Consider the following 23603-nt stretch of genomic DNA (forward strand, 5'->3'; position numbering starts at 1 on the left):
TGAAAGGCTTTGACGTGCGCATGCTGGAGGCGGCAAAAGATCTCGGCGCCAGCGAAGTGACTATTCTGCGTAAGATTTTACTGCCGCTGGCGCTGCCGGCAGTGGCCGCGGGCTGGCTGCTGAGTTTCACCCTGTCGATGGATGATGTGGTGGTGTCGTCATTTGTCACCGGTCCCGGCTTCGAAATATTGCCGCTGAAAATTTATTCCATGGTGAAAGTGGGCGTGTCGCCGGAGGTGAACGCGCTGGCTACCATTTTGATGCTGCTGTCACTGCTGCTGGTGGCAGTCAGTCAGCTGTTGCTGCGTGATAAAACCAAATAGAGGATAACCGATGAAAAAGTGGTCTCACTGGCTGGCGGCTGGGGCGCTGGCACTGGGTATGCAAAGCGCTCAGGCGGATGACAACAACACGCTTTACTTCTATAACTGGACCGAATACGTGCCGCCCGGGCTGCTGGAGCAGTTCACCAAAGAGACCGGCATCAAAGTGATTTATTCCACCTATGAATCCAATGAAAGCATGTACGCCAAGCTGAAAACCTGGAAAGCAGGCGCTTACGATCTGGTGGTGCCGTCGACCTACTTCATCGCCAAAATGCGCAACGAGGGCATGCTGCAGAAGATCGACAAGTCACAGCTGAGCAACTTCCGCAACCTCGATCCCGACCTGCTTAACAAGCCGTTTGATCCGAACAACGACTATTCCATTCCCTATATCTGGGGCGCAACCGCCATTGGCGTGAATACCGACGAGGTGGATGCGAAAAACCTGACCCAATGGGCCGATCTGTGGAAACCACAATATAAGCAGAGCCTGCTGCTGACCGATGACGCGCGTGAAGTGTTCCAGATGGCGCTGCGCAAGCTCGGCTACTCCGGTAATACGCAGGATCCAAAACAGATTGAAGCCGCCTATGAAGAGCTGAAAAAGCTGATGCCGAACGTGCTGGCGTTCAACTCGGATAATCCCGGCAATCCGTTTATGGAAGGCGAAGTCAACGTCGGCATGATCTGGAATGGCTCCGCCTGGGTGGCGCGCCAGGCTGGCACGCCGCTGCAGATTATCTGGCCGAAAGAGGGCGGGATTTTCTGGATGGATAACCTGGCGATCCCGGCGAATGCGAAAAATAAAGCGGGCGCGCTGAAGCTGATTAACTTCCTGCTGCGCCCGGATGTGGCGGCTAAAGTGGCAGAAACCATCGGTTATCCGACGCCCAACCTGGCGGCAAGAAAGCTGCTGCCGCCCGACGTGGCCAGCGATCCGTCACTCTATCCGCCGGCTGACGTGATCAAAAACGGCGAGTGGCAGAACGATGTCGGTGCCGCCAGCGTGCAGTACGAAACGCTGTTCCAGAAGCTGAAAGCGGGACGGTGAGGTTCTGAGGTGGAGGTTGTGCGGCCTGGCCCTCACCCTGCCCTCTCCCAGAGGGAGAGGGTTCATTTGTGCCGGATTCAGCCTGAACTTAAATCCTGCGCGTTTTTCCCCTTCTCCCGCCGGGAGAAGGCCGGGATGAGGGGAAACGCGCAGTACGCTGACTATTTATACAAGCCGCGCAAAAAAGTATGCACGAATTCGGGCACCACTTCGCTGGCTAAGCCGTAATGCGCTTCAGCGAATTCGTTACCGACCTGACTGGGGGCCAGATTCAGCTCCACGGTGTGCGCCCCCTGCAGTTTCGCCTCGTGCACAAAGCCTGCCGCCGGATAGACGTGGCCTGAGGTACCAATGGCAATAAACAGATCGGCCTGTTCCAGCGCCTGATAAATCTCCTCCATGCCGAGCGGCATTTCACCAAACCACACCACGTGTGGACGCAGCCGCGACGGGAACTGGCAGCAGGTACAGCGATCGTCCGGACCGACGTCCTCTGTCCACGCCAGCACCTGACCGCTGTGCTCACAGCGCACCTTCAGTAACTCACCGTGCATATGCAGCACGCGCTGGCTACCGGCGCGCTCGTGCAGGTTATCGATATTCTGCGTAACCAGCAGGAAATTATCGCCCAGCACCTGCTCCAGTTCGGCCAGCGCTTTGTGCGCCGCGTTAGGCTGGATTTCTGGCTGCTGCAACTGACGCCGGCGCGCGTTGTAGAACCCCTGCACCAGCGCCGGATCGCGGCGAAAGCCTTCGGGCGTCGCCACATCTTCCACGCGATGCTCTTCCCACAGGCCATCTTCCGCGCGGAAGGTGCGGATGCCGGATTCTGCCGAAATTCCGGCACCGGTCAGCACCACCACGTGCGGCTGCGGATGGGCGGCAAGTTCGACCTGACGATCGCGCTCAAAGATGCGCTGGCGAAAGCGCTGATGCACTTTGCGGCGGTTCTTTTTGTAGCGGGCGAGTCGAAGGCGGCGGCGCGGTTGGCGCATAAAGGCTCCTTAATCTGCGGCGCTGAACGCCGCGCAGCGGGTGTTTTCCGGGTTACTCAGACCCGATAATAGCGGCTGGGTATGACGGCTGCATGCCGCAGACGCTGAAAATGTGCGCAGCCGCGAAGGCGGCTGCGTGTTTTGTCTTTACTGACCGCTCAGCACGCGGGCAGGATCGATGCGGCTGGCACGCCGCGCCGGATACCAGCTGGCAATCAGGCTCAGGCCAATCGCCGTTGCCAGCACGATGGCCACATCCAGCCAGTGCAGCTCGGACGGCAGAAAGTCGATAAAATAGATATCGCCCGCCAGCAGCTGATGCCCGGTAAGGTGCTCCACTACGCGCATTACCGGCGTCAGATTGAGCGCCACCAGCACGCCGACCACCACACCGCTGACGCTGCCCAGCAGCCCGGCCAGCAGGCCATACCAGATAAAGATGGCACGAATCAGGCCGTCTTTCGCCCCCAGCGTGCGCAGTACGGCGATATCGCTGCTCTTGTCCTTCACCGCCATCACCAGCGTCGACACGATATTAAAGCAGGCCACGCCAATCACCAGCACCATCGCCAGATACATGATGGCGCGAATCATCTGGATATCGCGATACATATAGCCGTAAGTGCCAATCCAACTGCGGATGGTGACATAGGAGTGGGTGGCTTCGCCGGCATCGCGCACCAGCTTCTGTGCCTGGAACGGATCGCTCATCTTCAGCGCAATGCCGCTGACGCTGTCGCCCAGATCCAGATACTTTTGCGCATCGGCCAGCGGCACCAGCGCCAGACTGTGATCCAGCATGCCGCTCAGCTGCAGAATACCGCTCACCTGCAGACGAATGCGTTTTGGCTGCAGCAGTTTGTTCTCGCCATCATTATTCGGGATCATGATGGTGATCCAGTCGCCCTGCTTTACGTTGAGCGATTTGGCGATGCCGCCGCCCAGAATGATCTGCTGCCTGCCGGCGCTGAACTGCGACCAGGCATCGCCGCTGACAAAACGCGGCAGCGCGCTGAGCCGCGGCTCCTGCTGAGGATCAACGCCCTTAACCTGCAGCGCCTGCAGCTTCGCACCGCTCTCAATCAATCCGGTAAAGTTAACGTAAGGCGCCGCCGCGGCGATGCCCGGCACCTGTTCGATGGGCGCAATCATCGGCTGCCAGTTGCGAAAGGGCTGGTTAACCGCCTCAATTTCGCCGTGCGGTACCACGGCCAGAATACGGTTGTTGAGCTCCCGCTCGAAACCGTTCATCGCGCTCAGCCCGATGATCAGCACCGCCACGCCAAGCGCAATGCCGATGGTCGAGATGATGGAGATCAGCGACACCATGCCGCCGCGCCGCCGGCCGCGGCTGAAGCGCAGCCCGAGCAGCAGGGATAAAGAGGACGCCATCAGATCGCTCCCAGCGTCAGGTGATCGCTCAGCTGGCCGTCGCGCATTTCCATCTGCCGGCTCAGGCGCTTCGCCAGGTTGAGGTCGTGCGTCACCACCAGAAACGCGGTGCCCTGCTGCACGTTGAGCTCGCCGAGCAGTTCAAAAATGGCGTCCGCGTTGCGCGCATCGAGGTTACCGGTGGGCTCATCGGCCATCACCAGCCGCGGCCGGTTCACCAGCGCCCTGGCGATCGCCACGCGCTGACGTTCACCGCCCGACAGCTCAGAAGGCCGGTGCGCCGCGCGCTTTTCCAGGCCAACCGCCGCCAGCATCTCGCGTGCGCGCGCTTCCGCTTCGGCTTTGCCGGTTTTGCCAATCAGCAGCGGCATGGCTACGTTCTCCAGCGCGCTGAAGTCCGGCAGCAAATGGTGAAACTGATAAATGAAGCCGAGTTCCCGGTTGCGCAGCTCTGCTTTGGCCGCCGATGACATGGCGTTGAGCGATTTCCCGTCAAACACCACGTCACCGGAGGTCGGTGCATCCAGCCCGCCCAGCAGGTGCAGTAAGGTACTTTTGCCGGAGCCGGAGCTGCCGACGATGGCCGTCAGTTCGCCCGGCTGCAGGCTAAAAGCCACATTGCGCAGCACATCGGTCTGCACGCTGCCTTCCTGATAGCGTTTGCACAGGTCACGACACTGCAACAAAGGGGTATTACTCATAACGTAAAGCCTCAGCGGGTTGAACGGCGGCAGCGCGCCATGACGGATAAAGGGTAGACAGCAGCGCCACGGCCATCGAGACCAGCGCAATGGTGATCACCTGCCAGACATTGATATCTACCGGCAGCGCCGCGCCATCAAGGAACAGGCCGATCACCGGCATTAAATTGTTGAGCTGGCTGGCCAGCAGCACGCCCAGCAGCGTACCGAGCAGCGCACCGATAATACCGGCGCTGGCGCCCTGCACCATAAATACCGCGACGATTTGCCGCCGCGTTAAGCCCTGGGTTTGCAGGATCGCCACTTCCGCCTGCTTCTCCATGATCAGCAGGCCCAGCGAGGTAATGATATTGAAGGCGGCCACGGCAATGATCAGGCTGAGCAGCAGCCCCATCATGTTTTTCTCCATGCGCACCGCCTGGAACAGGTCGCCCTTGCGTTCGCGCCAGTCTTTCCATGTCAGCCCCTGCGGCAGCGGCTGCTGGCTGAGCGCATCGACATTCAGCGGCTTATCCAGCCACAGGCGCCAGCCGGTAATGTTGCCGAGCGGATAGCGCATCACGCGCGAGGCATCCTGCTGGTTCACCAGAATCTGATAGCCGTCGACTTCGCTATTGGCCGCATAGGTACCGGCAACGGTAAAGATGCGCTGGCTCGGCACGCGCCCCACCGGGGTAAACTGACTGACCGATGGCACCATCAGGCGCAGCTGATCGCCGCGCTTCACGCCCAGCTGCGAGGCCAGCAGTTCACCGAGAATGACCTTATACTGGCCCGGCTGCAGCACGCTCTGCTGGGTGTTGACCAGATAAGGCGTCAGCGGATCCGGTTCGTCAGGATTGATGCCCAGCATCACGCCCACCGACACGTTGCGCGCACTCTGCAGCACCACATCGGCGGTGGTCAGCGGTGCGATCCGCGTCACGCCCTGCAGTTTGAGATCCTGTGCGCGCATCTGCTGCGGATTGATGCTGCCGGTGTCGCTGGTCACCAGCGCCTGCGGCATCAGGCCGAGAATGTTGCCTTCCAGCTCGCGCTCAAAGCCGTTCATCACCGACAGCACCGTCACCAGTGCCAGTACGCCGAGCGTGATACCAATAGTCGAGAGCCAGGAGACGAAACGACCGAAACGGTCTGAAGCACGTCCACGCATGTAGCGCAAACCGATGAATAACGCGACTGGTTGATACATGAGATCCGTCTTGGCCGTTGCCCAAAATTAAGTAGAGCGATGATAAAGGAGCCGTCTGCTTTATGAAACCTCTAACCCGCTGAGTCAGTTGCAAAGTTGCGTCAAAATGCGTCCTCCTGCGCGACAATGCACAAAATTACGACAAAATAGTGACGCTATTAGTACGATTATTCGTCAGCAGGTGGGTTAGACTTAGCTTGCAGTACCGGTTTTCGCATCACAGTAAGCGCAGTACGGAGGTTCTTACCATGAGCAGGTTTCCTAAAGGCAGTATCGTTAAACATAAATCTGGCGAGATCAAAGGCGAAGTGGTCAATGTCTTTGAGCAGGGAGACGCGCTAACCGGTTATTATGTGAAGTGGGACGATGGCAACAACAGCTACCATGTCGAGCGCGAGCTGTCATGGGCCAATGTGGATCGTCCTCGCATGCACTACACACAGCAATCCAGTAAATAACGTGACGTGGCCAGGTCGCCATCAATGACGACCTGGCAACCGGCCATACTGGCGGCTCTTCAGGGTGCCGCTGAGGTAAGGTGCGCATTCATGCACCCTGACATAAACTCAGAAAGGAGAGATGATCCTCACGGCGGAATGTGGAATGATGACGCCCTGGAAACTGAGGAGAGAATGTCGGACCTTATGTCGGAACAGCGTCGTTATACCCTGCCTGCTAAAGCAGGCGACCATCGTCAGCTCGGTCAGCTGGTCGGCGCCGCGCAGGCGGTTGAGTGTGCCAGCATCACCGAACGCCACAGCGGTCCGGTGTTAATGATCACCCCGGATATGCAATCGGCCCTGCGGCTGCAGGAGGAGATCAGGCAGTTTACCGATCTGCCGGTCACCAATCTTGCTGACTGGGAAACACTGCCCTACGACAGCTTCTCGCCCCATCAGGACATTATTTCCGCCCGTCTTTCTACGCTGTACCAGCTGCCCACCCTGACGCGCGGCATGCTGATTCTGCCGGTCAATACGCTGATGCAGCGCGTTTGCCCGCACAGCTTCCTGCACGGCCATGCGCTGGTGATGCAGCAGGGCCAGAAACTGTCGCGCGATGCCCTGCGCGACCAGCTGGAACAGGCCGGTTATCGCCATGTCGATCAGGTGATGGAGCATGGCGAGTACGCGACGCGCGGCGCGCTGCTCGACCTGTTCCCGATGGGCAGCGATCAGCCTTACCGCATCGATTTCTTTGATGATGAGATCGACAGCCTGCGCCTGTTTGACGTCGACTCACAGCGCACGCTGGAGGCGGTGAGCGCCATCAACCTGCTGCCGGCGCATGAATTTCCCACCGACAAAGCGGCCATTGAGCTGTTCCGCAGCCGCTGGCGTGAAACCTTCGACGTGCGGCGCGAACCCGAGCACGTCTATCAGCAGGTGAGCAAAGGCACGCTGCCGGCCGGGATTGAGTACTGGCAGCCGCTGTTTTTCGAGCAGGAACTGCCTACCCTGTTTAGCTATCTGCCCGCCAGCACGCTGGTGCTGAACAGCGGCGATCTGCACGCCAGCGCTGAACGTTTCTGGCAGGATGCTAACGCACGCTATGAAAATCGTCGCATCGATCCTATGCGCCCGCTGCTGGAACCGGCCACGCTATGGCTGCGCCCGGATGCGCTGCTGAGCGAGCTGAAAAACTGGCCGCGCATGCAGCTCAGCGCTGAAACGCTGCCGGAGAAAGCCGCGAACAGTAATCTGGGCTATCAGCCATTGCCGGAGCTGACGGTGCAGGCGCAGGCCAAAGCGCCGCTCGATCTGCTGCGTCAGTTCCTCGAGCAGTTTACCGGTCAGGTGATTTTCTCAGTAGAAAGCGAAGGTCGCCGCGAGAGCCTGCAGGAGCTGCTGTCCCGCATCAAACTGCGCCCGCAGCCGATCGATCACTTCGAGCAGGCCGATGAGCAGCCGTACAGCCTGATGATTGGCGCCAGCGAGCGCGGCTTTATCGACACCCAGCGCCAGCGCGCGCTGATTTGCGAAAACGATCTGCTCGGCGAGCGCGTCAGCCGGCGGCGTCAGGACAATCGCCGCACCATCAATCCGGATGTACTGATTCGTAACCTCGCCGAGCTGCACCCGGGCCAGCCGGTGGTGCATCTTGAACACGGTGTGGGGCGCTACATCGGCCTGACCACGCTGGAAGCCGGCGGTATCGTGGCTGAGTATCTGATGCTCTCCTATGCCGGCGATGCCAAACTTTACGTCCCGGTGTCATCGCTGCATCTGATCAGCCGTTACGCCGGCGGTGCCGATGAAAATGCGCCGCTGCACAAACTGGGCAGCGATGCCTGGTCACGCGCGCGCCAGAAAGCGGCGGAGAAAGTCCGTGACGTGGCCGCTGAGCTGCTGGATATCTATGCCCAGCGCGCGGCCAAGGCCGGCTTTGCCTTTAAGCACGACCGCGAGCAGTATCAGCTGTTCTGCGAAGGTTTCCCGTTTGAAACCACGCCGGATCAGGCGCAGGCAATTAACGCCGTGCTCAGCGATATGTGCCAGCCGCTGGCCATGGACCGCCTGGTGTGCGGCGATGTTGGCTTTGGTAAAACCGAAGTGGCGATGCGCGCTGCCTTCCTTGCGGTGGAGAACGGCAAACAGGTGGCGGTGCTGGTGCCAACTACCCTGCTGGCGCAGCAGCATTACGACAACTTCCGCGACCGCTTCGCCAACTGGCCGGTGCGCATTGAGATGCTGTCGCGCTTCCGCAGCGCCAAAGAGCAGGCGCAGGTGCTGGAGCAGGCCAGCGAGGGCAAAATTGATATTCTGATCGGCACCCACAAGCTGCTGATGAGCGATCTGAAGTGGCGCGATCTCGGTTTGCTGATCGTCGATGAAGAGCATCGCTTCGGCGTGCGTCACAAAGAGCGCATCAAAGCGATGCGCGCTGACGTCGATATTCTGACGCTCACCGCAACGCCGATTCCGCGTACTCTGAACATGGCGATGAGCGGCATGCGCGATCTGTCGATTATCGCCACGCCACCGGCGCGCCGTCTGGCGGTGAAAACCTTCGTGCGCGAGTATGACAGCCTGGTGGTGCGCGAAGCGATCCTGCGTGAAGTGCTGCGCGGCGGCCAGGTTTACTATCTCTACAACGACGTCGAGAACATCGAGAAAGCAGCGCAGCGGCTGGCCGAGCTGGTGCCGGAAGCGCGCATCGCCATCGGCCACGGTCAGATGCGCGAGCGCGATCTGGAACGGGTGATGAACGATTTCCACCACCAGCGTTTCAACGTGCTGGTGTGCACCACCATCATCGAAACCGGGATCGATGTGCCGAGCGCCAATACCATCATCATTGAGCGCGCCGACCATTTCGGTCTGGCGCAGCTGCATCAGCTGCGTGGCCGCGTCGGCCGTTCGCACCATCAGGCCTATGCCTGGCTGCTGACGCCGCACCCGAAAGCGATGACCACCGATGCCCAGAAGCGACTGGAAGCGATTGCCTCGCTGGAAGATCTGGGCGCTGGCTTTGCGCTGGCGACGCACGATCTGGAGATTCGCGGTGCCGGTGAACTGCTGGGTGAAGATCAGAGCGGTCAGATGGAGACCATTGGCTTCACGCTCTACATGGAGCTGCTGGAAAACGCGGTGGATGCACTCAAGGCCGGACGTGAACCGTCGCTGGAAGATCTCACCAGCAATCAGACCGAGATTGAGCTGCGCATGCCTGCCCTGCTGCCGGATGATTTTATTCCGGACGTCAATACGCGCCTGTCGCTGTATAAACGCATCGCCAGTGCGGCCGATGAACAGGAGCTGGCCGAGCTGAAAATTGAGATGATTGACCGCTTCGGCAAGCTGCCCGACGCCGCGCGCAACCTGCTGGATATCGCCGCGCTGCGCCTGGTGGCGCGCCAGCTGGGGCTGCGTAAAATCGAAGCCAGCGAAAAAGGCGGCTTCTTTGAGTTCGCGCCGCAGAATCAGGTCGATCCCGGCTGGCTGATCGGCCTGCTGCAGAAAGATGCGAAGCAGTGGAAGCTGGATGGCCCGACACGACTGAAATTCACCCGCGATCTGAGCGAACGCAAAACGCGCATGGAATGGGTGCAGAATTTCGTCGCCGAGCTGGCGAAGAACCGGGTTTAATCGCCCAGCCGTTACGCAGCAGCGCTATGCGACGCGCTGCTGCCTACGGTGCTGTAGCCAGAGCATAAAAAAAAGCGCCTTGCGGCGCTTTTTTTGTTACTGCTGCTGTGAAGTAGCTTTGCCCAATCAGGCCTGATTCGAATTCAGGATCAGCTGACCATTACGGTCGAGCGGGATGCGGGTGCCAGGGTCATTCTCCATGCGGATTTTGCCCTGCTGGTCGCCTATTTTATAGGTCACGTCATAACCCAGCATTTTTTCCTGTTTATCGTACACGGTTTTGCAGCGCTGCTCGCTGGTGGTGTAGGTGTCACGATCCTGCAGCGCACCCTGCACCTGGTTACCGCCGTAACCGCCTGCCAGCGCACCGGCTACGGTCGCGATATCCCGGCCGCGGCCACCGCCGAACTGGTGACCAATCACACCACCGGCCACGGCACCCAGCACGGAACCGGCGATGCGGTTCTCATCCTGCACCGGACGACGGTGCGTGAGGGTAACGTTGCGGCACTCCTGACGCGGCTGCTTGATGCTCTCTTTGATTGGCGTTGCCGAAAGCACCTGAGCATACTGCGGGCCACGATCAAACACATCCATGCTGGCGACGGCGGCCACGCCCAACGCTGCTGCTACGCCGATTCCAATACCCGCTAACATTGATTTATTCACAGGAATGTCCTCCTGAAGTTGTTACCGCGCATTCCTGCCGCAACCCGATCCCGGGTTACCGAGGCATAACCGGCGTGCGCGCCGCGCCGTGTTCGTTGGCATAAGTTTTACAGATGGTCCGAAAATGCAACATCAGATTAATGGAGGAAACGCAGCGGAAAGCCAGCAGGACCAGCTTTTAGGAGAGTTCTGAGCGGCAGTGTCATTGCGCCGTAACCTGGCGCTGATTGACGGCAATCAGCCGGTTACGGCAGCCGGGCACGCAGCGGGCGGGGGTGACCGCCCGCCAGCGATCAGTGCAGTTTGAGACGCGGACGCAGCACGCGGTTGAGGCTGCCGACCAGCATCATCAGACCGGTCTTGAAGTATCCATGGAGCGCAATCTGGTGCATACGGTACAAGGAGATGTAGACAAAACGCGCAATACGCCCTTCCACCATCATCGAACCGCGCATCAGGTTCCCCATCAGGCTGCCGACGGTACTGAAGCGGGACAGCGACACCAGCGAGCCGTGATCTTTATACACGTAGGCTTTGAGCGGCTTGCCTTTGCGCTGGGCGAGGATGTTTTCCAGCGCACGCGACGCCATCTGATGCGCCGACTGCGCGCGCGGCGGCACGAATCCGCCGCCCGGCAGCGCGCAGGAGGCGCAGTCGCCGATGGCGTAAATATCGTCGTCCAGCGTGGTCTGCAGCGTCTCTTTGACCACCAGCTGATTAATGCGGTTGGTCTCCAGCCCGCCAATCTCTTTCATGAAGTCTGGCGCTTTAATACCCGCCGCCCACACCATCAGATCGGCTTCGATGAATTCGCCCCCTTTGGTATTCAGACCGTTGGCTGCTGCGCTGGTGACCATGGTTTGCGTCAGTACGCGCACGCCAAGCTTGCTCAGCTCCTGATGCGCCGCTGCGGAGATGCGCGGTGGCAACGCAGGCAGAATACGCTCGCCGGCTTCCACCAGCGTAACGTTGAGCGCGCTGCTATCGAGACCTTTATAGCCGTAGCTGTGCAGCTGTTTCACTGCGTTATACAGTTCTGCCGACAGCTCGACGCCGGTCGCGCCGCCGCCGACAATGGCGATATTGACTTTCTGCAGCTGCCCTTCGCTGGCAGAGAAGCGCAGGAACAGGTTGAGCATCTCATTATGGAACCGACGCGCCTGATGCGGGTTGTCGAGGAAGATGCAGTGATCTTTCACGCCTGGCGTGCCGAAATCGTTCGAGGTGCTGCCCAGCGCCATCACCAGACGGTCATACGCCAGCTCGCGCTGCGGTACCAGCAGCCCACCCTCCGCGTCGCGGATCTCCGCCAGTTCAATGGTTTTTGTGTCGCGATTAATTTGCGTCAGCGAACCCAGCTGGAACTGGAAACCGTGGTTGCGCGCATGCGCCAGATAGCTGAGCGCATCAATACCTTCATCCATCGAGCCGGTCGCCACTTCATGCAGCAGCGGTTTCCACAGATGGCTGTGGTTACGATCGACCAGGATGATCTCCGCCTTTTTTTTGCGGCCGAGTTTATGGCCGAGCTGTGTTGCCAGCTCCAGCCCTCCGGCACCGCCACCGACGATGACGATTTTTTCCATGCTTGTAGTCAATGAAGACCCCCTCAAAGTTGTAAACCAAAAGTTAATTAATGGTTATATAAAACCTTAATAAACATAGGGTTGGCGACATTTAATCGCGAGCTGAGGGCAGAATAGCACGGCATAATCATCCGGACATAAGAAAATTGATGTACATCAATCTTTGCACTGCATTATCAGAATGTTACACGTTTTGTGCGCCGCATCACACGGCGCAGCAGCACTCAGGCAAGGGTTTTGAACGCTTTGATGCGTTGCAGATGCGGGGCAATATTTTTGAATTTGTGGCTGGCCTCCTCGTCCCACACGATTTCGTAGTACGGGTGCAATGCGGCCGCGCTGCGCTGATTATCCAGCGCTTCATCGTGACGTGACAAAATGGTCAGGCAGCGGTCGCGGTTCTTTTCACGGAAGTTGCTGACGCATTTGGTGGCGATATCAAGATACTCTTCCGGCCGGTCGATCTTGCCTTCCATGTTTTCATCAGGAAACAGGTTGGGATTGAATATCGCCTGGCGCATGCCGCAAAGGAAGCCGATGCGTTCCGCCCAGTAGCCGCCCAGGCCGACGCCACAAATCAACGGATGCGCATCGCTGCCCTGCTGGAGCAGTTTGTCGCACTCTTTCAGCAGAAACTGCATGTCGTGTTTCGGATGGCGGGTGCTGTAGCTGATAAGTCTGACGTCCGGGTCAATAAACTGCAGCTGCAGCACCTTTTCATGGTTGCCCGGACTGTTGGAATCAAAACCGTGCAGATAGATGATCATGATTATCCTCAGCGTGGAGTGAGATCCGGGCAGCGGCGATTATCTGCCCGACGCTTTGTGCGCCAGCCAGCGATCCTGCAGGTCACTGAGCTGACGGTGATTTTGCCGCCAGCGCTCGCTGGCCTGCAAACTCTGACGGTCAAAACGTCCCTGATGGTATAACTGCGTGACGCGCGTCGCCTGGATCGGCGTCAAATTATCCAGCACGCTCACCGCGCCAGCACGCTGATTGCACACCAGGATCATATCGCAGCCGGCATTCAGCGACTGCTGAGCCCGTTCCGCATAGCTGCCCATCACCGCCGCGCCCTCCATCGACAGATCGTCTGAGAAGATCACCCCGTTGAAGCCCAGCTCCTGCCGGAGCACCGTTTGCAGCCAGTAAGGCGAACCACTGGCCGGCAGCGGGTCCACTTCAGTATAGATAACATGCGCGGGCATCACCGCATCCAGCAGCTGCTCATCAATCAGCTGCTGGAAGATTGCCATGTCGTGCTGGCGCAGCGTGGCCGCATCGCGCGTGTCGCGCGGCGTCTCTTTGTGCGAATCCGCGCTGACCGCGCCGTGGCCCGGGAAGTGCTTGCCGGTGGTTTTCATGCCGGCTTCGTGCATGCCGTGGATAAATTGGCGCGCCATCTGCAGCGCAATCACCGGATCGGCGTGGAAAGCGCGATCGCCGATGGCCGCGCTGATGTGGCCGATATCCAGCACCGGCGCAAAGCTGATATCGATATCCATGGCGATCATTTCCGCCGCCATTTGCCAGCCGGCCTGCTGCGCCAGCTCGCCGGCGCGCGCCATGTCATGCAGCGCGGCGAAGGATTGCATCGCCGGCAGCTGAGTAAAACCGTCGCGGAAGCGCTGCACGCGCCCGCCTTCCTGATCGACCGCCACCAGCAGCCGGTTGCGCGACGCCGCGCGAATCTGGCGCACCAGCTCCGCCAGCTGCGCAACATCATGGAAGTTGCGGGCGAACAGGATCAGTCCGCCTGTCAGCGGATGTTGCAGAATTTCGCGCTCTTCGGCGTCCAGCTCGTAGCCTTCGACGTCCAGCATCAGCGGTCCGGGCGTTGTCATCGTCATGTTTCGGTTCCTGAATTAAAGATCCTGCCAGCTGGCCTGCGCCAGCCGTTGCAATGTTTGGTCATGGCTCTGCTCGGCGCGCAGCTGATACCAGCTGGCCATCAGCAGCTGCAGCCACGGCTGCCAGCGCCGGCTTTGACGCCGCAGCGCCGTGGCCGACAGCCGCGCCTCGGCGGCATAGTCGGTTATCCAGTAATCGTGTTCAGCGCCATCCACCGCGCCGATAGCGGCCAGCTCCAGCGCCACGTCGCCATCCGCAGCATATTCCCAGTCAATTAAACGCAGGCCATCCGGGGTGGCAATCAGATTGCCAGGGTGGACGTCCATGTGCAGCGGTGCCAGCCGCAGCGGCGACGGTTCGCCGCGCTGCAGCAACTGGTTTAAGCGCCGCTGCCAGCGCCAGTGCCGTTGCTGACATAGCTGCCAGTAGCGCTGCAGCAACGGCGCCAGCCGTAAGCGATAACCGGTCAGCGGCTGGTGATGCAGGCGCAGCAGCAGCGTCAGCACCGCTGCGCGCTGCGCGCTGAACTGATCCGGCGACAGCACCTCGCCCGGCAGCCAGCGCTGCAGCAGCCACGGCGCCTGCCACGTCAGCGGCTGCGGCGCCAGCGCCGTAGTACGCAACTGACGCAGGATGCGGTATTCGCGCTGACGATCGACAAACGGGATGGGCTGCGACGGCGTCCGGCGCGCCAGCAGATCGCCCTGCTCGCTGCGTACCTGCACGCTGTTACCGCTCAGTCCCGGCAGCGCGAAAAAATGACCGGCAGCTTGCGCCGTCGGCCATTGTTGCTGAACCAGATGCTGCAGCCGGGGATCAGGGTTGTGCAACGCCGTTGCCCGACCAGATGATTTCGCCGGTCTGCACCAGCATCAGCTGCATTTGCAGCGCAGGGGCTTTCACATCGCCCTGCGCGTTGCTGTACAGCACATACTGCGCGTTGACGATGCGCGCCAGGCCAATCGCTTTGCTGCGTGAGTTGAGGCTATCCTCTGGCGACAGGCCGAGCGTTTGCTTCGCCTGATTAAGCTGATCGTTTGAGACCAGGCTGAACTTGCCGTTATTGGCCAGCGCGTTCTCAATCGCTGCCGTGGCTTTTTCCGTTTGCAGCGAGCCGTTGGTGCTGTTTTTGATGCGATCCACCAGCAGCACGCTGCCCGGATTGACGCCCGCCGACTGCACCATATTGGCGACTAACGGCTGGACGCTGGCGTTCCAGTTGATGGTTTTCAGCTTCGGCGGCTGCGGCACAGTTTGCGGCGGCGGCACCGGCTGCGCGGGCGGTTGCTCTGGCTGGGTTGGCGTGGTCGGCTGCGTCGGTTCAACCGGCGCCGGGGTTTGTTGTTTCACCACACAACCGGTGAGCATCAGCGCAAACAGTAGCGCGCCGGAACGTTGTACACTGCGAATCACAGGTTACTCCTCAAAGATAAAGATAGAGACGCACCTTGCTGGCGGTCGGGTTACCCATTTGCGAGGCCACTTCTACGCTGCCGTGCGCCGGTACGGTTTGAGTCTGCGCCGGCTCCTGCGGCTCAATCTCCAGCCCTTTGTCATCGTACCAGTAGAAACGATAGTGCACGGTGACCGGCGTTTCACGCAGATTTTGCAGCACGCTGGCGGCGCGCTGCTGGCCGTCGCGGCTGGTCAGCGCGGGCTCATCGGTGATGATGCCCGCCGACAGTACGGCAGACTCCATCACCAGCGACTGGGAGGTGTTGATCATCGGCTTATCGCTGCTGCAGCCCACCAGGGTCAGCAACAGCAAGCCGCTCAGCCATTGACGCATCACAAGGTCCGCCTGAGGTTAGATGGCCAGCATCGGGCCCAGCGGCTGTCCGCCGACCAGGTGCATATGAATGTGGTAAACCTCCTGCCCACCGTGACGGTTGCAGTTGATGATGAGGCGATAGCCATCCTCGGCGATGCCTTCATCACGGGCAATTTTTGCGGCGGCGGTGACCATGCGGCCCAGCGCCTGCTCATGCGCCGCCTGCACATCGTTGGCAGTCGGAATCAGTACGTTGGGGACAATCAGAATATGGGTAGGCGCTTTGGGCGCGATATCGCGGAAGGCGGTGACCAGTTCGTCCTGATAAACCACGTCGGCGGGAATTTCGCGACGAATGATTTTACTGAAAATGGTTTCTTCAGCCATGGTGCAGTTCCTTAAGCCTGAGTTCAGTCAGGCAGTATGCGTGAGGAATTCCGTTTCTTTCAACCTCAGGACTACTTTTCTTCATTAAATGGCTGCCTTTGCATCACTTTTTCACGCTGGCGCGGCACGGCGGGTGGTGTCTGGCGGCACTAAAATAAAAAACCCCTCGGATGAGGGGTTTTGTCGCACCGAAGTTGCAGTGCGGTGAAGCGGCGGCAGAGGAGTAAAGCGTCCCGCGACAGGGATGTCGCGGGCCGAGCCCCAGGGATGGTGTTGGCGTCTTTACGATCTGACGCCGCTTCACCGCACCGGCCCGGCCTGCCGTCATGTCACTTACATACTGCGGATATAGTCATCCATCTCGGTTTTCAGGTTATCGGACTTGGTGCCGAAAATCGCCTGCACACCGGAACCCGCCACCACAACACCACGCGCGCCGAGGTTTTTCAGTTCAGCCTGATCCACCTTCGCTACGTCCGCCACGCTGACGCGCAGACGGGTAATACAGGCATCAAGGTTAGTGATGTTCTCTTTGCCACCGAACGCCGTGACCAGCTTGCCCGCCATTTCACTGCCGGTCGCGCTGCTCTGCTCAATCGCCGTATCTTCACGACCCGGGGTTTTCAGATTCAGTTTTGCGATCAGCACGCGGAACACGGTGTAGTACACCAGACCGTAGATGATACCGACAATCGGGAACAGCCAGATTTTGCTGCTGTTGCCGCTCAGCACGATGAAGTCGATCAGACCGTGTGAGAAGCTGGTGCCATCACGCATGCCCAGCAGAATACAGATTGGGAACGCCAGGCCCGCCAGGATGGCATGGATCACGTACAGGATCGGTGCCACGAACATGAAAGAGAACTCGATCGGCTCGGTGATACCGGTCAGGAACGAGGTCAGCGCGGCGGAGATCATGATACCGCCCACTTTGGCGCGGTTTTCAGGTTTAGCAGAATGCCAGATGGCGATAGCCGCAGCCGGCAGACCGTACATCTTGAACAGGAAGCCGCCAGACAGTTTACCGGCAGTCGGGTCACCCGCCATGTAGCGCGGAATGTCACCGTGGAAGACCTGACCAGCCGCGTTGGTGAATTCACCAATCTGCATCTGGAAAGGAACGTTCCAGATGTGATGCAGACCAAACGGCACCAGCGCACGCTCAACCACACCGTAAATACCGAACGCCACCACCGGGTTCTGATAAGCCGCCCACTGGGAGAAGTCCTGAATCGCGGTACCAATAGGTGGCCAGATGAAGGACAGCACCACACCGGTGAAAATCGCGGTCAGACCGGAAATGATCGGCACAAAGCGCTTACCGGCAAAGAAGCCGAGGTATTCCGGCAGCTTGATGCGGTAGAAGCGGTTGAACATGTAGGCTGCAATCGAACCGGCAATAATGCCGCCCAGCACCCCGGTATCGGCGAGGTGTTTGGCTTCGATCTCGGCTGCCGGCAGATGCAGCACCAGCGGCGCGACCACAGCCAGGGTTTTCACCATAATGCCGTAGGCGACCACGGCGGCCAGCGCCGACACGCCATCGTTATTGGTAAAGCCCAGTGCCACACCGATCGCAAAGATCAGCGGCATGTTAGCAAACACCGAACCACCCGCTTCGGCCATCACGTGGGAAACCACTTCCGGCAGCCAGCTGAAGTTAGCAGAACCAACACCTAACAAAATACCGGCAATCGGCAGAACCGATACCGGCAACATCAGCGATTTACCTACCTTTTGCAGGTTCGCAAATGCGTTCTTGAACATAGAAGCTCCTGAGTATGAGTGCATTTTTTAGCGCAGTGCGCATGGCAAAGGGGGAGGATCCTTAGCCGGGGTGACGCTGAGCGTCTTTTGATTTATTACGAAGGGTAAAATAAATGACGACACGTTACTTTGACGGCTATCACGTTTCACCAAACACAGCGCTGAAATTTCAGTCATTTCTTACTGACTTGCTGCTATAAACAGCAATAAATCACTGCCTGCGCCGCGAAACACGCAGCGCAGATGAGTGATTTCAGATTAATTACAGAGTTTGAAATAAAGCGCGTTAGCCGCCGAGTCGGCTCATCGGCACCTTAAACAGGCGGGAGAAGTTTTCCGTGGTGGCGGCCGCAAGGGTCTCAAGATCGACGCCCTTCACCACGGCCATATACTCAGCCACGTCGCGGGTGAAGGCAGGCTGGTTTTCTTTGCCGCGATGCGGTACCGGGGCCAGATAGGGTGAATCGGTTTCAACCAGAATGCGCTCCAGCGGTACATAGCGCGCTGCTTCGCGGATCTGTTCAGCGTTGCGGAAGGTCACAATGCCGGAGAAGGAGATGTAGAACCCAAGATCCAGCAGCTGCGCCGCCGTCTCTTTGTCTTCCGTGAAACAGTGCAGCACGCCGCCGCACCGCTCTACCTGCTCTTCACGCAGAATGGCCAGCGTGTCTTCGCGCGCATCGCGGGTGTGCACAATAATCGGCTTATTCAGCGCAATGCCGGTGCGGATGTGCTCACGGAACGAGGCCTGCTGCTGCGCTTTGGTCTCCTGCTGGTAAAAATAATCCAGCCCGGTTTCGCCCAGTGCAATCACCTGCTCTTCCGCCGCCAGACGGCGAAACTCTTCCACGTCATACGGCGTTTCCTGATTGAGCGGATGCACGCCGCAGGCCAGCGCGATGTTGTCGCGATCGCCGACCAGCTGTTTGATTTTGTAGTAATCCGGCAGCGTGGTGGCAATCGCCAGCATGAATTTCACATCCCGCGCCGCCGCTTTGGCAATCACGTCATCCAGATCGCGGTGCTGGGTTTCATAATCAAGGCCATCAAGATGGCAGTGCGAATCAACAATAAACATAGATCTCTCTTTTACCCTTAGCCGACCGTCGCGGGAGACAGCAAACGTCCCCAGGCAAGCAGACAGTCGGTCAGAATCAGTTCACGATTAAGCGCCGCCACGTGTAGCAGCTGCTCGCGACACTGCAGCCACTGCTGCACGCTCGCATTCAGCGCGCTGCTGCTGAACTGCTGCGCCAGCTGCGTCACCACGTCCGGGCGATCGCCATTACTCAGCCAGTTGCTGGCGCCCTGCTGCACCTTCATCGCATCCACCAGTAGCGAAAGCAGCCAGCCGAGGCGAACCGCCACATCGTCGCTGTTGAGCGCCGGCAATAGCTGCAGAATATCGCCGCTCAGTGCGCTGTTCAGGCTGTCGCACAGCGTTTGCCGTGCCTGCCAGCGGTCCGGCTGTAACAAGGCCAGCGCCGCAGCCGGTGCACCGTTGCTCAGACGCAGCGCCGCGCGCAATATCGCTTCCGGCTGCGGCTGCTGTTTCTGCAGCCATTGCAGGCTGTGCGTCTCTTCCGGCGGCGACAGATGCCACGTCATACAGCGGCTGCGCAGCGTGGCCAGCAGTCGCGACGGCTCGCGCACGCTGAGGAAAAACCAGCAGTTGGCGGGCGGCTCTTCCAGCGTTTTCAGTAGCGCGTTGGCGGCGGCTTCGGTCAGTTGCGTCGCATCCGGCAGCCAGACAATTTTCGCGCCACCCTGCTGGGCAAAATGGTACAGCTTCTCACTGACGTCGCGAACCGCATCAATGCCGAGCGAGGCTTTTCCCTTTTCCGCTTCCAGCCGATACCAGTCCGGATGGGTGTGCGCCTGCATCAGCTGGCAGCCGTGACACTGACCGCAGCTTTTCAGTCCCTGCGGCTGCTGACACATCAGCCAGCGGCTGACGCCCCACACCAGCGCATCGTCGCCCATGCCCTCAATGGCCTGAATCAGCAGCGCATGATGTGCCTGTCCACTCTGATGGCGAGCAATGATCTGTCGGTATGGCTGGTTCAGCCACGGATACCAGTTCATGCCGCCTGACCCGCCAGCCACTGACGCAGCACGGCTTTAAGTGACGCTGTCACATTATCAATCGGCTGTGTCGCATCGATGGTTTTGATGGTCGGATCGGCAGCGGCCAGCGCCTGATAGCGTTCGCGTGTGCGGGTAAAAAAGTTCAGCGACTCCTGCTCAATGCGATCCAGTTCGCCGCGCGCCCGGGCACGCTGCAGGCCAATCTCTGGCGTGACGTCGAGATAGAGCGTCAGGTCGGGACGAAAATCGCCCAGCACCGCATCGCGCAGCGTGGTCATCAGCTGAGTGTCGAGCCCGCGGCCACCGCCCTGATACGCCTGCGACGAAAGATCGTGACGGTCGCCCACCACCCAGGCACCGCGTGCCAGCGCCGGTTTGATGACGTTTTCTACCAGCTGCACCCGCGCCGCATACAGCATCAGCAGCTCGGCTTTATCACTCACCTGTTCGCCATCAATGCCCTGTTTTACCAGCACGCGCAGCTGTTCGGCCAAAGGCGTGCCGCCCGGCTCACGGGTAAAGACCACGTCTTCAATACCCTGCTCATGCAGGGCCGCGACCACCGCCTCACGCGCGGTGGTTTTGCCGGCGCCTTCCAGCCCTTCGATGACGATAAACTTACTTTTCATTTTTTTCCTTCATCGCCAGCCGGTAAACCTGCACGGCTTTATTATGACTGGCCAGATTGGTGGTAAAGGTGTGACCGCCTTTGCCATCCGCGACGAAATAGAGGTAATTGGTCTTCTCCGGATGGGCCGCCGCTTCCAGCGAGGCGCGCCCCGGCATGGCAATCGGTCCCGGCGGCAGGCCGCTGATGGTATAGGTATTGTACGCGGTCGGGGTCTCAAGATCCTTGCGCGTCAGCGTACCGGTATAGCTGTCGCCCATTCCGTAGATCACCGTGGGATCGGTCTGCAGTTTCATACCGGTGCGCAGGCGATTGATGAATACCGAGGCAACGCGCGCGCGCTCTTCGCTGACGCCGGTCTCTTTTTCGATAATCGACGCCATGGTGACCATCTGCTGCGGCGTTTTATACGGCAGACTGGCCATCCGCCCCTGCCAGATCTCATCCACCAGCTTGTTCATGCGCGTGTGCGCCCGCTCCAGCAGTGCCACATCGCTGGTGTTGGCAGTATACAGATAGGTATCCGGATAGAAACCGCCTTCCAGCTGGCTGACATCAAGCTTAAGCGCGGCCGCAACGCTGGCAAATTCATCATCCGGCAGCGTGTGTTTAAGGTATGGCGCTTTACGCAGCTCAGCCAGCCACTCTTTCAGCCGGGAACCCTCGACAAAGCGCAGCGGAAATTGCGCCTCTTTGCCGCTGGCCAGCAACTGCAGTAGCTGGCGCACCGTCATGTCGGTCTCAAGGCGATACGTCCCGGCTTTGAAGTTAGCCAGATCGGGCTCCAGCTTCAGCAACGGGCCAAACCAGATGCTTTGCAGAATGATGTGCTGGCTCTCCAGCTGCGCTTCCAGCACCACGCGACCGCTGCCGGCCGGCAGGGTATACAGGGTTTCCTGGTGAATGGTTAATGGCGTCGCGGCAAAGCGTTTAATCTGCCAGTAGCTAAATGCGGCAGCCAGGCCAGCGATGACTACGGCGCCGGCAACTATTTTTTTCATTCGGGTCATGATGCTTCCATCGTCTGGCAACTGGCGAGCAGTTGCTGGTACAGCGTACGTGCGGCAAAGGTGACGTCGTCTATTTGCCGCACGGGTAATACTGGCATCAGCGCGTTACAGATTACCACTTCATCGGCGCTTAACACCGCCGTTCGGCTGGCCTCCACCTGCTGGCAGTCGTGACCGGCCTGGGCCAGCTGCGCCAGCAGATAACGACGCATGATGCCATCAACGCCCGCCTGCGCGAGGCGCGGCGTGAAAATGACCTCACCGCTGCGCCAGAATAAATTGGCCGCACAGCATTCCACTACCGTCCCGGCGGTGTCAAGCACCAGCGCTTCGTCAGCGTCGCACGTGTCCAGCTGCTGGCGAATCAGCACCTGCTCCAGCCGGTTGAGATGTTTGATGCCGGCCAGCAGCGGGTTCTGCGCCAGCCGCACCGGGCTGGTCACCAGCCGCGCGCCCTGCTGCTGCAGCGTGGCGTAGTGCTGTGGCCAGGGCGCGAGCGCGATGATACGCGTGGGTTGCGTGCAGCCGGCGCGACTGTAGCCGCGTCCGCCCGCGCCGGGCGTCAGGATCACTTTGAGCACTGCTTCGCGCTGGCCCGCCGCCGCGCGGCGCATCTCTTCCGCCAGTAAGGCGCGGTCCGGCGCGGCCATCAGCAAACGCTGGCAGCCGTCCTGCAGACGCTGCAGATGCGCCTCCAGCAGCTGGATATGGCCCTCTCTGACTGCCGCGGTGGTGAAACAGCCGTCACCAAACTGCACCGCGCGGTCGCGGGCAGAAAGGGTGTCCTGTGCCACTCCGTTAATCCACATGCGCTTCTCCTCTGCCGCTGGCGTCAGCGTTGAATAGCACTGTGGCGCGTAACATTCCACGCCACTGCGTGACAAAATATAAAAAAGGCCCGCATTGCGGGCCTCTGTTCGGCTGGATAGCGCTTATACCTTGCGGAAGATCAGCGAGCCGTTGGTGCCGCCGAATCCAAAGGAGTTACACAGCGTGTACTCCAGTCCGCTGACCTGGCGCGCCGTATGCGGCACAAAGTCCAGATCGCAACCTTCGTCAGGATTGTCGAGGTTGATGGTTGGCGGAACCGCCTGGTCGCGCAGCGCCAGAATCGAATAAATCGCTTCTACCGCGCCTGCCGCACCCAGCAGGTGACCGGTCATCGACTTGGTCGAGCTGACCATCACGCTGTGCGCTGACGCACCAAATACCGACTTCACCGCCTGCGCTTCGGCTTTGTCACCGGCCGGCGTTGAGGTGCCGTGTGCGTTAACGTAGCCAATCTGCGCCGGATCCAGCTGCGCGTCACGCAGCGCGTTGACCATCGCTGCGGCTGCACCTGAACCGTCTTCCGGTGGTGATGTCATGTGGTAAGCGTCGCTGCTCATGCCGAAACCAACGATTTCCGCATAAATCTTCGCACCGCGTTTTTTCGCGTGTTCGTACTCTTCCAGCACCACGATACCGGCACCGTCGCCCAGCACGAAACCGTCACGATCTTTATCCCACGGACGGCTCGCCGCCTGCGGATTATCGTTACGGGTAGAGAGCGCACGCGCCGCGCCGAAACCGCCTACGCCCAGTGGCGTACTGGCTTTCTCAGCACCGCCGGCCAGCATCACATCTGCGTCGTTATACGCGATGATGCGCGCCGCATGACCAATATTGTGCACGCCGGAGGTACAGGCGGTCGCAATCGAGATGCTCGGACCTTTCAGGCCGTACATGATGGTCAGGTGGCCAGCGACCATGTTAACGATGGTTGAAGGCACGAAGAATGGACTGATTTTGCGCGGACCGCCATTGACCAGCGAAGTATGGTTATCTTCGATCAAACCCAGACCGCCGATGCCGGAACCGATAGCCGCACCGATACGTCCGGCATTCTCATCAGTTACGACCAGACCGGAGTCCGCCATAGCCTGAATACCGGCCACAACGCCGTACTGGATGAAATCATCCATCTTGCGTTGATCTTTGCGCGAGATGTATTCATCGCAATTAAAATCTTTGACCAGACCCGCAAAACGCGTTGCGTAGGCACTGGTATCAAAATGGTCGATCAGGTTAATGCCGCTCTGACCGGCAAGGAGAGCACTCC

23 protein-coding genes are annotated in these 23603 nt (G+C 59.6%); 4 read left to right on the forward strand and 19 right to left on the reverse strand.

Annotated elements, in window-relative coordinates; translation table 11 throughout:
* The coding region (locus QMM04_RS10170) for an ABC transporter permease subunit (protein ID WP_282996112.1) at window positions 1-323 on the forward strand (323 nt) is incomplete at its 5' end.
* A gap of 10 nt (window positions 324-333) precedes the next feature.
* Complete coding sequence (gene potD, locus QMM04_RS10175; RefSeq protein ID WP_282996113.1) at window positions 334-1377, forward strand: spermidine/putrescine ABC transporter substrate-binding protein PotD; 1044 nt, start codon at window positions 334-336, stop codon at window positions 1375-1377.
* Between the two features lie 161 nt (window positions 1378-1538).
* Here potD and cobB read toward each other — a convergent pair whose 3' ends face one another.
* From cobB to lolC, 4 genes are all read right to left on the reverse strand, one after another.
* Window positions 1539-2372, reverse strand: coding sequence for a Sir2 family NAD+-dependent deacetylase (cobB, locus tag QMM04_RS10180; protein ID WP_010617227.1), 834 nt, complete (start codon window positions 2370-2372; stop codon window positions 1539-1541).
* A 147-nt stretch (window positions 2373-2519) separates the two neighbouring features.
* Window positions 2520-3764: a lipoprotein-releasing ABC transporter permease subunit LolE gene (gene lolE, locus QMM04_RS10185; protein WP_021506385.1), complete on the reverse strand. Its 1245-nt coding sequence runs from the start codon at window positions 3762-3764 to the stop codon at window positions 2520-2522.
* On the reverse strand, window positions 3764-4465 hold the full coding sequence (gene lolD, locus QMM04_RS10190) for a lipoprotein-releasing ABC transporter ATP-binding protein LolD (RefSeq protein ID WP_021506386.1): 702 nt from the start codon (window positions 4463-4465) through the stop codon (window positions 3764-3766). The genes lolE and lolD overlap by 1 nt, the downstream gene beginning before the upstream one ends.
* Entirely contained in the window at window positions 4458-5657 is a 1200-nt protein-coding gene (gene lolC / locus QMM04_RS10195) for a lipoprotein-releasing ABC transporter permease subunit LolC (protein ID WP_021506387.1), read from the reverse strand. Before lolC ends, lolD begins: the two co-directional genes overlap by 8 nt.
* A 248-nt stretch (window positions 5658-5905) precedes the next feature.
* Between lolC and QMM04_RS10200 the strand changes: the two genes are divergently transcribed.
* Both QMM04_RS10200 and mfd read left to right on the forward strand, forming a co-directional pair.
* On the forward strand, window positions 5906-6115 hold the full coding sequence (locus QMM04_RS10200; protein WP_021506388.1) for a hypothetical protein: 210 nt from the start codon (window positions 5906-5908) through the stop codon (window positions 6113-6115).
* 186 nt (window positions 6116-6301) lie between these two features.
* Window positions 6302-9745 carry a transcription-repair coupling factor gene (gene mfd, locus QMM04_RS10205; protein ID WP_058769639.1) on the forward strand — a complete coding sequence of 1148 codons (3444 nt, stop codon included), beginning with the start codon at window positions 6302-6304 and terminating at the stop codon, window positions 9743-9745.
* A 126-nt stretch (window positions 9746-9871) separates the two neighbouring features.
* Here mfd and QMM04_RS10210 read toward each other — a convergent pair whose 3' ends face one another.
* The 15 genes from QMM04_RS10210 to fabF form a co-directional block, all read right to left on the reverse strand.
* On the reverse strand, window positions 9872-10414 hold the full coding sequence (locus tag QMM04_RS10210) for a glycine zipper 2TM domain-containing protein (RefSeq protein WP_031279257.1): 543 nt from the start codon (window positions 10412-10414) through the stop codon (window positions 9872-9874).
* A gap of 293 nt (window positions 10415-10707) precedes the next feature.
* The gene (locus tag QMM04_RS10215) at window positions 10708-12012 is read right to left on the reverse strand and encodes an NAD(P)/FAD-dependent oxidoreductase (RefSeq protein ID WP_031279261.1); all 1305 of its coding nucleotides are present in this window, start codon (window positions 12010-12012) and stop codon (window positions 10708-10710) included.
* A gap of 212 nt (window positions 12013-12224) precedes the next feature.
* Window positions 12225-12767: an alpha/beta hydrolase YcfP gene (gene ycfP, locus QMM04_RS10220; protein ID WP_021506392.1), complete on the reverse strand. Its 543-nt coding sequence runs from the start codon at window positions 12765-12767 to the stop codon at window positions 12225-12227.
* A gap of 39 nt (window positions 12768-12806) precedes the next feature.
* The gene (nagZ, locus tag QMM04_RS10225) at window positions 12807-13850 is read right to left on the reverse strand and encodes a beta-N-acetylhexosaminidase (protein WP_150360953.1); all 1044 of its coding nucleotides are present in this window, start codon (window positions 13848-13850) and stop codon (window positions 12807-12809) included.
* A gap of 15 nt (window positions 13851-13865) precedes the next feature.
* Window positions 13866-14681 carry a thiamine kinase gene (gene thiK / locus QMM04_RS10230; RefSeq protein WP_058780745.1) on the reverse strand — a complete coding sequence of 272 codons (816 nt, stop codon included), beginning with the start codon at window positions 14679-14681 and terminating at the stop codon, window positions 13866-13868.
* The gene (lpoB, locus tag QMM04_RS10235) at window positions 14668-15264 is read right to left on the reverse strand and encodes a penicillin-binding protein activator LpoB (RefSeq protein WP_021506395.1); all 597 of its coding nucleotides are present in this window, start codon (window positions 15262-15264) and stop codon (window positions 14668-14670) included. The genes thiK and lpoB overlap by 14 nt, the downstream gene beginning before the upstream one ends.
* 10 nt (window positions 15265-15274) lie before the next feature.
* On the reverse strand, window positions 15275-15640 hold the full coding sequence (locus QMM04_RS10240; protein ID WP_021506396.1) for a YcfL family protein: 366 nt from the start codon (window positions 15638-15640) through the stop codon (window positions 15275-15277).
* A gap of 18 nt (window positions 15641-15658) precedes the next feature.
* Window positions 15659-16009: a purine nucleoside phosphoramidase gene (gene hinT / locus QMM04_RS10245; RefSeq protein ID WP_021506397.1), complete on the reverse strand. Its 351-nt coding sequence runs from the start codon at window positions 16007-16009 to the stop codon at window positions 15659-15661.
* A gap of 333 nt (window positions 16010-16342) precedes the next feature.
* Window positions 16343-17776, reverse strand: coding sequence for a PTS glucose transporter subunit IIBC (gene ptsG, locus QMM04_RS10250; protein ID WP_058759479.1), 1434 nt, complete (start codon window positions 17774-17776; stop codon window positions 16343-16345).
* Between the two features lie 286 nt (window positions 17777-18062).
* Entirely contained in the window at window positions 18063-18854 is a 792-nt protein-coding gene (locus QMM04_RS10255; protein ID WP_059010432.1) for a metal-dependent hydrolase, read from the reverse strand.
* 17 nt (window positions 18855-18871) lie between these two features.
* A complete protein-coding gene (gene holB / locus QMM04_RS10260; protein ID WP_058780746.1) occupies window positions 18872-19861 on the reverse strand; it encodes a DNA polymerase III subunit delta' in 990 nt (329 codons plus the stop codon).
* Window positions 19858-20493, reverse strand: a complete 636-nt coding sequence (gene tmk, locus QMM04_RS10265; RefSeq protein WP_282996114.1) for a dTMP kinase — start codon at window positions 20491-20493, stop codon at window positions 19858-19860. The genes holB and tmk overlap by 4 nt, the downstream gene beginning before the upstream one ends.
* On the reverse strand, window positions 20483-21502 hold the full coding sequence (mltG, locus tag QMM04_RS10270) for an endolytic transglycosylase MltG (RefSeq protein ID WP_282996115.1): 1020 nt from the start codon (window positions 21500-21502) through the stop codon (window positions 20483-20485). Before mltG ends, tmk begins: the two co-directional genes overlap by 11 nt.
* On the reverse strand, window positions 21499-22311 hold the full coding sequence (gene pabC, locus QMM04_RS10275; RefSeq protein ID WP_282996116.1) for an aminodeoxychorismate lyase: 813 nt from the start codon (window positions 22309-22311) through the stop codon (window positions 21499-21501). The genes mltG and pabC overlap by 4 nt, the downstream gene beginning before the upstream one ends.
* A gap of 123 nt (window positions 22312-22434) precedes the next feature.
* Window positions 22435-23603, reverse strand: a 1169-nt coding sequence (gene fabF, locus QMM04_RS10280) for a beta-ketoacyl-ACP synthase II (protein WP_282996117.1), incomplete at its 5' end; no start/stop codon positions are given.

Origin of the sequence: Pantoea sp. Pa-EAmG, from assembly GCF_030024295.1 — a bacterium.
GTDB lineage: Bacteria > Pseudomonadota > Gammaproteobacteria > Enterobacterales > Enterobacteriaceae > Pantoea > Pantoea dispersa.